Source organism: Proteiniclasticum aestuarii (assembly GCF_017368455.1).
Lineage (GTDB): Bacteria > Bacillota > Clostridia > Clostridiales > Clostridiaceae > Proteiniclasticum > Proteiniclasticum aestuarii.
In genome coordinates this window covers 1-11,060 of record NZ_JAFNJU010000021.1, presented here as the reverse complement: position 1 = coordinate 11,060, position 11,060 = coordinate 1, and the positions used below count along the sequence as shown (strand labels likewise).

The window sequence follows — 11,060 nt, the reverse complement described above, 5'->3', positions numbered from 1 at the left end:
TGAACTAGCTATTCATTACACTAGCTTTGAATTCAATTGCTTGAATTCCACTTCCGTGATGGAAGTGTTTTTGCATCCGGTCACCCGGCTGCTCATCTTCTAATTGCTCGAAGATGTTTTCTCGATTACTCGAAAAGGTACTTTGGTTTTTTACCTATATTCTGTTTAATTTTCAAAGAACTCTGATGTAATCGCTCCCACTAGGCGAGCTCTTATATCTTATCATTTTCAAGCAGGTTCTGTCAATGAAGGACCGCTTGAATCGCTGACTTAAATATAATACCACAGGGTCAAAATCAGTGCAACGGAAAAATGAAGTTTTTTCCACAGAAAAGGCGTTCTCAGGGGTTTTATCCACAGGGGAAAATCAGTTATCTGTTGATAATCAATCAGAAAATCAGAAACCGGTGGATAAAAATTAATTTACCGCCCACCGGTTTCTTCCTAAAATCATCAGTGAAACAGATACATTCCTGTAACAGATGCCGGATTTCTCATCACATCGAGGGGCGTCCCTTCCGCAATGACTTCTCCCCCATGGATTCCACCTTCCGGTCCCAGATCGATGACCCAGTCAGAAGCTTCAATGATCTGCTGGTTATGTTCCACAACTACCACTGTATTTCCCGCATCCACCATCTTGTTCAGGAGAACGAGGAATTTCTCCACATCTATGGGATGAAGCCCCGTGGTGGGTTCATCGATGAGATAGAGATTCCTCTTCCCTTCACTCTGGATGAGATCCTTGGCAAGCTTCATCCTTTGTGCCTCTCCGCCCGATAGGGTTCTTAGCGTCTGCCCCAGCTGCAGATAGGAAAGTCCCACATCCATAAGAAGCTTCAGGATCTTTGTCATGTTCCTCTTCTCCATAAACAGATCCTGTGCCTCGAAAACAGACAGCTGCAGAACCTCATGGATGGAATGTTCTTTATACTTCACGGAAAGCACTTCCTCATTGAACTGCTTCCCTCCGCATTCAGGACAGACCACATCCACATCTTCAAAGAACAGCATGTTACTGGTCACGTAGCCAAGACCCTCACACCGCTCACATCGTCCTCCCTTTGTATTGAAGGAGAAGTCCTTCGCAGTAAGATCCAGCGCCTTCGCTTCTTTCAGGCTTCCGAAGACCTTTCTGATTTCACTGTATAGTCCCGAATAGGTGGCCACATTGGATCTCTTCATTCTGGATACAGCGGACTGCTCCACGGTGATGATCTCATCAAAGTCATCCGTTCCTTTTACAATATTTCTTCCCGCACGTTCTTTCGCATCAGCCCCGGCAAGAACTTCCATAACCAGAGTGGATTTCCCTGAACCGGAAACGCCCGTCACGGATGTCATGCATCCTTTCGGAATATCCACATCAATGGATCGGAGATTGAACCGGTCCGCGTTTCTCACTTCTATGAACCCCTGCAGCCTCATCCTAGGATGGCTTCTGATCCTCTTCTCCCTGCTGAGATAGGTTCCGGTGACAGAGTCAGGATCCTTCAGAATTTCTTCGTAGGTCCCTTCGAAAATGACTTCTCCACCGAAGCTTCCTCCACCAGGCCCCATATCTATGACATGGTCCGCTTCTTTCATCACCTCAGGATCATGCTCGATGACAAGGACCGTATTCCCGAGGTCTCTAAGTTCTTTTAGAATCTTCATGATCCCTGCCGTATCCTTGGGGTGAAGACCCACCGTAGGTTCATCCATGATGTAGATGATTCCTGTGAGTGTGGAATCCAATGTGGCCGCAAGCTTCATACGCTGCGCTTCCCCAGCGGAGAGCGTCATGGTCTGGCGGTTCAGAGACAAATACCCGATTCCTCCCCGAATGAGTCTTTTGAGCTTTGTCTTCATATCCTGCAGGTAGACCTCCACCATGGCCTTTTCATCCATCTCCAGATTCTTTTCAATATCCTCCACCCACAGGAGGAGTTCAGCAAGGGACAATCCCGACAGCTCCGTGATGGGTCTGCCTTCCACAAGAGCGCTTCTAGGCAGCTCTTCCAGCTTGTCACCATGACACTTGTCGCAGGGACCAGTTCTGAAATAGGGCTCCAGCTGGGCAGTGATGCCCCCTTTTTCATGGAGTCTTCTCCACAGCGTCGTAAGAACACCTTCAAATTTCCCATCCGCCACCTTCTTCGGTACTTTCACACCTTTGAAGAAACTCTCCGCCTCTTCACTTTCCGCACCATATAACAGAAGAATTCTTTCTCCTTCGCTGAAGTCTTTCACGAGGCGGTGGTCCGACTGCTTCAGGCCATAATGCCTGAAAGCGGCATTGACCGTGCCGATGGAATAGTCCTTATAGGCATGATCCCAGTAGGCCACCGCTCCTTCTTCTAGCGAAAGGTCTTCATTTATGACGCGCTCAAGATCAATCTTCATGACTTCCCCCAGACCATGGCAGGCCTTGCAGGCTCCTTCTCTGGTGTTGAAGGAAAAGTGACTTCTTGTAAGCTTTTCCATCCGATATCCGCAGTGACTGCAGAACATGTAGACTTTGAAATCCCCTTCCACTTTCTCCGTTTCTTCTCTGCAAAGGGATGCACGGATCTTCTTCTGACAGGAAGGGCAGATTCTTTCATGGAGCTTTTCATAGATCATGCGCAGCTCCGTATAGATGTTGGTCACGGTACCCACAGAAGATCTGGGATTTCTTCCGTACTCACTCTGTGTGATTTTGATGGCCGGGGAGAGATTGCGAATGGACTGTACCTTCGGTTTCGGAATCCCCTGGTATCCGATGGCTTCCAGATACTGCCGCTGGCACTCCTGATAGATGGTGTCCACAGCCAGAGTGGATTTTCCCGACCCCGAAAGACCGGTGAGTACCACCAGTCTGTTTTTCGGTATCTTCAGAGAAATGTCCTTCAGATTTCCTTCCGTGGCATGACTTACATAGATAAATGCTGAAGACAGATTGCTCTCTTCCACTTCTTCCCCTCCTTTGTTCCATTTCCTATCACGACCTGAGAAAATCCAGCGCAAACTGAACATGAAGCGCTACTCCATACTTCATGTAGTCCTCATCGATCTTGAATTTCTCATGATGGGGGAAATAGATGGCTTCCTTCTCCTCGTTCCTGTATCCGAGAAAGGCGTAGACGCCCTTGGTATACTGGAAATAGAATGGCATGTCTTCGGAGCCCATGAGTCTTGGCGTGGTGATGATGTTCTGTTTACCGAACACTTTTTCAGCACTTTCAGATGCGATCTTCGTCACCTCTTCCTCATTGTAGAGACTTAATGCACTTTCCTCGATCTCCACGTCCACCTTCACCTCATAGGCCTCCCCGATGGCCTTCGCATGCCTTCTGATTCCTTCATGCACTCTCTTTCTGGCCTCGGGACTGAAGTATCTCATGGATATTTCAAGCTCCGTGTATTTTGAAATGATGTTGGCTTTGGTTCCACCCATAAATTTACCTACGGAAAGCACCACCGGATCCTGGGCATTCAGATTCTTGGTGATGATGTCCTGGAGTCCTGTGACGAAAACACAGGCAGGATGAATGGTGTCTCTGGCCAGATGGGGCATGGAGCTGTGCCCTGATACGCCTTCCAGCTTCACATAGATGGTGTCGCAACCAGCCATGCGATAGCCTGGGGTGATGTCCACCTGCCCTGTGGGCAGACTTGGCATGCCATGCATGCCAAAACAGGCATCCACACCATCCATCCCTCCCGCTTCTATGATCTTCTTCGCTCCGGTGAACGTCTCTTCTCCTTCCTGAAAGAAAAACCGGACCTCTCCAGTAAGCTCCTCCTTCATTTCAGACAGAATCCGTGCAGCCCCCAGCAGCATGGCTGCGTGGGCATCATGTCCGCAGGCGTGCATTTTCCCTTCCATTATGGATCTGAAGGGAACATCCGCCTCTTCCACGATGGGCAACGCATCTATATCTCCTCGCAGCGCCACGGTCTTTCCCTTCCTGCCGCCAGTCAAAGTGGCGATGATGGAAGTCGACCCCGCTTTTCTATAGGGAATACCCAGTTTCTCCAGTTCTCTTATGATCTTCTTCTGGGTTTCCACCTCTTCCCCGCTGAGCTCAGGATGGGCATGAAGGTCTCTTCTGAAGGACAGCACATAGTCTTCAATCTCAACAGCTTTTCTCATTACTTCATTTTGCATAGAAAATTCTCCTTTCACTTCACTTTGTAATCTACTTTCATTTTACCACCTGAATCCCGTATTTCCTATGGAAGTCCATAATACCCCAACGCATCAGCACTGCAGCATCACGGATAAAACCCTCTCCCCCTTATGCTGCAGTGCAGGTTCTCTCTTGCGGATTGGAAAGCAAGTGAAATGGACTGACTTCACTACAGAAAGCCTTCCTCCCTCAAAAAATAAGCAATGAATGCAGCATGTCTTTATCCTTTCCGACTATTTATGTTTTCCATTCTTTTTTACTACGTACTGTGTAGCTCCTATGCTTTTTATGTATCTCCCTCCCTATTATTCAGATATTTTACAGGAAAAATGCTATACTGGAATTAGGAATTTTCAAAAAAAAGGAGCGATTTATATGGACAAGAAGCGTCTTATTATTTACCCGCTATTATTTATCATAACCCTGGCAATCTCGACCCTCGGTTTTACACGTTGGGGATCAGACGGGCTCATTCTGCCTATGATTGTCACATTTGTCTATTTCACTGTGATTTTCTTCATCGCGACGGCGATCAAAAACAACTCCATTGTTGATATCGGATGGGGCATGGGCTTTGTGATCGGCAGCTGGGTCACGCTTTTCACCACAAGTGAGCCCACAGTCTTATCCTATCTTGTCGTAGGCTTCATCACGTTCTGGGGACTACGGCTAAGCATTCGCCTGTTCAGACGGAATCACGGCAAACCGGAAGACTTTCGCTATCGTCAGTGGCGCGAGGAATGGGGGGACAATGTTGTCCTGATTGCTTTCTTCCGCGTGTTCATGGTGCAGGGAATCATCAACTTTGTCGTCGGTTCGGCCGGTTATGCGATCATTAAATTCAACGCCTTTGACTTTACCGGTGTAAGCCAGTGGGTTGTCTACATCGGCCTCTTCATTTCCTTCACCGGCTTATTCTTTGAAGTCGTCGGAGATGAGCAGCTGCGTCAGCATATTCAAAAAGGCACACGTACGTTACTCCAGTCCGGTCTATGGTCCGTCACGCGTCACCCGAACTATTTCGGTGAGATCATGATCTGGGTCGGGCTCTATATCGCCGGTTTGTCGATGCTGTTTAATGGTGACATTCCGGTCCTTTATTATCTCGTCCTCCTCTTATCTCCAGTGATCATGAGTACAGTCCTGATTAAGATCTCAACCCCAATGCTGGAGAAAAACATGGAGAAATACGATGGCTGGGAAGACTATAAAAAGCGCGTCCCCATGATTTTTCCTTGGGCAAAGTAATATTAGAAAAAAAGCTGAATAAAATAATACCTTAAAGAAAAGCTCGACTGATTCCTCGCCCTTCTAGGGACAGAGAACAGTCGAGCTTTTTAAATTCCGGATTTTTCAAATGATGACAGGAAGCCCTCACTACGTGCAAAGAACCATGCTCGAAAGCATGGTTCTTTGTAAATTTCTGTTAGTCTCCGAAGGAGATTCCGATGGATCTTGCTGTTTCAACCAGTTCTCCATTGGGATTCACGTTCTTTGATTTCTGTCCGATGACATTCTCCAGAGAGTCATAGGACATGTGGCTGCCCTTGAGAGTAACCATGTTTCCGAATTTCCCTTCTGCTGCCAGCTTCACTGCTGCCACACCATATCTGGTGGAAAGGATTCTGTCTGATGAGGAGGGACTTCCGCCTCTCTGCAGATGACCAAGAATGGTGGCTCTTGTCTCATTTCCGCATAGCTTTTCCAGATCGTGTGCAACCTTGATGCCGATACCACCCAGTCTGATCGGATCTGGTGAATCTTCAATCACATCTCTTACGACGACTTCCCCGTCCAGAGGTTTTGCACCTTCTCCTACGACTACGATGGAGAAGTTCTTTCCATGTTTCTTTCTTTCTTCAATCTTCTCTGCCACCTTATGGATATCATAAGGAATCTCAGGAAGAAGGATTACATCCGCACCACCGGCGATGCCCGCATGAAGTGCAATCCAGCCTGCGTATCTTCCCATGACTTCAAGAACCATGATTCTGTGATGGGACTGCGCTGTAGTATGCAGACGGTCCAGTGCTTCTGTTGCCACGTTGACCGCTGTGGAAAAACCGAAGGTACGGTCGGTGGAAGCCAGGTCATTGTCGATGGTCTTTGGAATGGCCACGACGTTAACCCCTTTTCTCGCAAAGTCTCTGGCGGAAGTCAGCGTACCGTCACCGCCCACGATGAACATGACGTCAATGCCCAGGTTTCTGATGTTCTCGACACCCACATCGGAAACATCCTTATACACCATTTCTCCGTTTTCCTCTACCAGGTAATGGAACAGATTGTCTTTGTTGGAGCTGTAAAGGATGGTACCACCCTTATGAAGAAGGCCCGATGTGATATCTCCCTCAAGCTTCACCCAGTCGTTTTCATAGAGACCCTTATACCCGTTTCTGATCCCGATGACTTCCCAGCCGTATTCCTTTGTTGCCATCTTTGTCACCGCTCTGATGACGGGGTTCAGCCCAGGACAGTCTCCGCCACCAGTCATGATCCCGATTCTTTTGATGTTGCTTTTGTTGTTCATTTTACCCTCCTATAGCTTTAAAAGCCACTTTATACCCGATTTCTTTTGTTTGTGTTTCTAGTAAATTTTACCCCAAAGTTCACAATGATACAATTGGAACCCTTAAAAAAACCTCATTGTTCCACAGATATTCAGAATTCATTCACAAGTTTCACGAATCTGTCCCCACGTTCCTCGAAGTTTCTGAACAGATCAAAGCTCGCACAGGCAGGTGAAAGGATGGCGGCATCGCCCTCCTTGCTGAGAGATTTCAGGATCTTCACGGCATCTTCGAAGCTTTCCGCCATGTGAAGAGGCACATATTTTCCTGTTTTATTCTCCGCCTTTCTGAAGGCCTCCTGGATCTTGTATTTCGTTGCACCCACCAGAACCGCATTTCTGATGTACTTGTAGCCCTCTTCCGCCAAGGGAGCAAAATCAAGCTGCTTGTCATATCCGCCGAGAATGACATTGACCTTTCGATCAAAGGATCGCAGACTTGCCAGGGTCCTTGTGGGACTGGATGCGATGGAATCGTTGTAGTACTTCACACCCTTATGCTCTCTGATGAACTGGCAGCGATGCTTCACCCCGGGAAAGGTCAGCGCCGTTTCTCTCATGATGGGTTTCACCACGAAGTCCTCCACCGCCAGAAAAGCCGCCAGAAAATTCTCCGCATTGTGGATGCCTTTGACTTTCATTTCGGAGAGATCCACGATGCGTTCATCTCTGAGATACAGACTTCCATCTTTGAAGTAGGCATCTTCATTTTCATTTTTCGAAGAGAAGAATTCCACCTTCCCCTTGGCAAGAGGAGCGAAGGATTTCGTGATCTCATTGTCCTCATTGAGAATCAGAAGATCCGATGCCTTCTGATACCGGAAGATGTTCTTCTTCGCTTCGATGTATTCCTCCATGTCTTTGTGCACATCCAGATGATTCGGAGAAAGATTGGTCACAATGGCGATTTCAGGAGAGGTGGTCATGGTCATGAGCTGAAAGCTCGACAGTTCCAATACCACCATATCCTGCGCTCTTATGCTCTCCACCTGCGTGAAGAGCGGTGTACCGATGTTCCCGCCGACAAAGACCTTGTAGCCCGCTTTCCTGAGGATTTCCCCCACCACGGTGGTGGTGGTGGTCTTCCCGTCACTGCCGGTGATGCCGATGGTTTTCGCCCTGCAGTATTTCAGAAACTCCTCCATTTCAGAAGTGATTCTCGCCCCTTCCTCCATGGCCTTCACAAGAGCCGGGTGATCAAAGCGCATGCCCGGTGTCTTGAAAATCATATGAAGCCCCGTGAGATGATCCAGATAATCCTCTCCCAGATGAAGCCGTACGCGGTCCTTGAAATCGTGGACTTCACCGGAAAGCGCATCCAGGTTCCGCTTGTCATAGCCGACCACCTCCGCACCGAGGGAAAGAAGAAACTCCATGAGCGGGATGTTGCTGACACCCAGGCCAACCACACCGACTCGTTTCCCCTTGACTTCCTGTTTGAATTCATTAAAATCTTTACTCATAAAATCCATCCTTATTTCTTTTTATCAGGCTGCCCGAGCAGCCTCAAATACAGCGTCTTCTGGGCTATGGCCGCCAGCGCAAACCCGAAGATCAGCGTCACGATGACGATGCGGCCAAGGTACACAGTGAGAAGAAGTATCAGAACCGCTGCAGTGGCGGTGAGCATCAGCTTGAAAAATCTTTTGAAGGTCTTGGATAACACTTCTCTAAGGGCCCCTTCTTCATAAATCATCACCGGTACCGTGGCCATTACAGCAATGAGAAGGAAGAACACCTGAAACTGCAGGACAGCAAAAATCACTTCCATTTCACTGATGAAGAAGAACAGGGCATTATACATGGTGAAGGTAATCAGTACAGCACCTAAAAGCCCTATGATAAAGCTACTTTTAAAATGCTTCCTGTAACCTTTCACGAAATCGCTGAAAATCCCCTTCCCTCCTTCTCTCTTTCTGCTCACCGCATAAACAAGCGCTGAGTAGGAAGGGAGAAGATTCAGGCTCAGCAGCGCCATGTACAGATAATACAGGACGATGTTCGCGGGATTGTAGAAGAGAAGAAACAGCAGGATATGAAGATTGAACATCATGAAGAGGGCATTGGCCATGATGAGATCATAGACCCCATCCACTGCCTTCTTCACGGAATTCATAGCCAGCTGTTCGTTTGTTTTCCTGTTTCTGTTATTGTCTTTCATTTTTCCTCCAACATAGAACTATTCCTATACTCATTCTAACTTCTTTCCGCCAAATCACCAAATGATTTATGGTCTCTTTTCATCCGAAAAAGAAGGATGGAGACATCTTCTGCTCCATCCTGCTCTCATCTAAAATTCCAGATTCTTCTTCACGTAATCCACCAGGTCAAATACGGATAACCGGATCTGCTCCATGGTGTCACGGTCTCTCACAGTGACACTCTGGTCTTCCAGTGTGTCAAAGTCTATGGTGATACAGTAAGGTGTTCCGATTTCATCCTGTCTTCTGTATCTCTTACCGATACTTCCCGCATCGTCATATTCCACATTGAAGTGCTTCGCCAGCTGCTCGTAGACTTCCTGCGCCTTATCGGAAAGTTTCTTCGACAGAGGAAGAATCGCCGCCTTCACTGGCGCAATGGCAGGATGGAACTTCAGCACCGTTCTCACATCACCGTTTTCCAGTTCCTCTTCCTCATAGGCATCGGACAGGAAGGACAGGAACATTCTGTCCACACCCACGGATGGCTCGATGCAGTATGGGATGTACTTTTCGTTGGTTACAGGATCCAGATAATTCATATCCGCCTTGGCATGCTCTGCATGCTGCTTGAGATCGTAATCCGTTCTGTCCGCGATGCCCCACAGTTCTCCCCAGCCGAATGGGAATCTGTACTCGATGTCCGCAGTTCCCACACTGTAGAAGGATAGCTCCTCTTCGGAATGATCTCTCATTCTCAAGTTCTCTTCTGTCAGTCCAAGATCCGTGAGGAAGCTCCAGCAGTATTTCTTCCAGTACTCGAACCATTCCAGGTCCGTTCCCGGCTTACAGAAGAACTCCAGCTCCATCTGCTCGAATTCTCTCGTTCTGAATATGAAGTTACCAGGTGTGATCTCATTACGGAAGGACTTTCCGATCTGTCCGATACCAAAAGGCACTTTCTTTCTGGAGGTTCTCTGGATGTTCCTGAAATTCACGAAAATTCCCTGAGCTGTTTCCGGTCTCAGATAGATTTCCGTCTTGGAATCATCTGTGATGCCAAGAAATGTCTTGAACATCAGGTTGAACTTTCTGATCTCCGTGAAGTTCTTCTTTCCGCATTTCGGGCACTCGATGCCGTTCTCATCGATGTAGTTTTTGAGCTCTTCTTCGCTCAGTCCATCTGCAGATGCATACTCTGCGCCCTGCTCGGTCATGTGGTCCTCCACCAGCTTGTCCGCTCTGAATCTCGCCTTGCACTCCCTGCAGTCCATGAGAGGATCTGAGAAGCCGCCTACGTGACCTGAAGCCACCCACACTTCCGGATTCATCAGTATGGAGGAATCCAGTCCTACATTGTAGGGACTCTCCTGAATGAATCTCTTCCACCAGGCCTGCTTCAGATTATTTTTAAGTTCAACGCCCAGAGGGCCGTAATCCCAGGAATTCGCCAGTCCGCCGTAGATATCTGAGCCTGGATACACAAATCCTCTCCCTTTACTTAAAGCGACAATTTTGTCCATGGTCTTTTCCATTATCATCATCCTCCGATTTTTTCTAGTATAAACAAAAAGAGCATACACCATGAAGGGACGGAAATAAATCCGCGGTTCCACCCTTCTTGGCATAAGCCCTGCTCTTACAACATGATTGCTCCAAAGCGCCCTTCATCCTTCCTGACTATATCCTTTCACCCGCCGGATACTCTCTACAAGTTCAGAAGGGATTACTCCTCTTTCTCAACGCAAATATTAAATAAAAAAAATGGCTCCGCGAAGAGGACTCGAACCTCCAACCTATCGGTTAACAGCCGAGTGCTCCACCATTGAGCTATCGCGGAACGTCATTACAAAGACTATTATACCAAGGATATAGAGAAATGCAAGGCCTATTTTGAAAAAATATTGGAATCTGCCGCTTAATTTCTTCTGCACCGCTCAGCATCGAGGGACCCAGTCTTCGATGCCCATAGCATCTGAGCTTTAATCCATATGGACTTCTTCTGGCTTCTCTGATACTGATCTTTTTCCACCCTCCGACGTTCTGTTCACTCTCCTTCAGAAGTGTCTTGGTTAAATTCAAAAGTAAGTTCCGTTTGATTTACTGAGTAAGAGAAGAGCTAAAAGTGCAAGAGTAACTTCCGGTTTGGGAGTTGATTCTTGTACTTTTTGTTTGATTTAAGGCTGTTTCTCTGGT

General features: G+C 47.6%; 7 protein-coding genes, 1 tRNA gene and 1 other annotated feature. Of the genes, 1 reads left to right on the top strand and 7 read right to left on the bottom strand.

The genetic code is table 11. The features are described from left to right. Positions 1-453 precede the first annotated feature (453 nt). Together J3A84_RS15110 and J3A84_RS15105 are read right to left on the bottom strand one after the other, a co-directional pair. Complete coding sequence (locus tag J3A84_RS15110) at positions 454-2,934, bottom strand: ATP-binding cassette domain-containing protein (RefSeq protein ID WP_342590978.1); 2,481 nt, start codon at positions 2,932-2,934, stop codon at positions 454-456. Between the two features lie 28 nt (positions 2,935-2,962). Then, complete coding sequence (locus tag J3A84_RS15105) at positions 2,963-4,132, bottom strand: M20 metallopeptidase family protein (RefSeq protein ID WP_207600887.1); 1,170 nt, start codon at positions 4,130-4,132, stop codon at positions 2,963-2,965. Between the two features lie 397 nt (positions 4,133-4,529). Between J3A84_RS15105 and J3A84_RS15100 the strand changes: the two genes are divergently transcribed. Beyond that, the gene (locus tag J3A84_RS15100; protein ID WP_207600886.1) at positions 4,530-5,402 is read left to right on the top strand and encodes a DUF1295 domain-containing protein; all 873 of its coding nucleotides are present in this window, start codon (positions 4,530-4,532) and stop codon (positions 5,400-5,402) included. A 178-nt stretch (positions 5,403-5,580) separates the two neighbouring features. Here J3A84_RS15100 and J3A84_RS15095 read toward each other — a convergent pair whose 3' ends face one another. From J3A84_RS15095 to J3A84_RS15075, 5 genes are all read right to left on the bottom strand, one after another. Then, complete coding sequence (locus J3A84_RS15095; protein ID WP_207600885.1) at positions 5,581-6,684, bottom strand: 6-phosphofructokinase; 1,104 nt, start codon at positions 6,682-6,684, stop codon at positions 5,581-5,583. Between the two features lie 131 nt (positions 6,685-6,815). Then, positions 6,816-8,186, bottom strand: coding sequence for a UDP-N-acetylmuramoyl-L-alanine--D-glutamate ligase (gene murD, locus J3A84_RS15090; RefSeq protein ID WP_207600884.1), 1,371 nt, complete (start codon positions 8,184-8,186; stop codon positions 6,816-6,818). 11 nt (positions 8,187-8,197) lie between these two features. Further along, positions 8,198-8,884, bottom strand: a complete 687-nt coding sequence (locus J3A84_RS15085; protein ID WP_207600883.1) for a YesL family protein — start codon at positions 8,882-8,884, stop codon at positions 8,198-8,200. 129 nt (positions 8,885-9,013) lie between these two features. Then, a complete protein-coding gene (locus tag J3A84_RS15080; protein WP_207600882.1) occupies positions 9,014-10,405 on the bottom strand; it encodes a glycine--tRNA ligase in 1,392 nt (463 codons plus the stop codon). 44 nt (positions 10,406-10,449) lie between these two features. Beyond that, positions 10,450-10,616: a binding site (T-box leader), on the bottom strand. Between the two features lie 13 nt (positions 10,617-10,629). Further along, positions 10,630-10,704: transfer RNA gene (locus tag J3A84_RS15075), tRNA-Asn, on the bottom strand. Positions 10,705-11,060 lie beyond the last annotated feature (356 nt).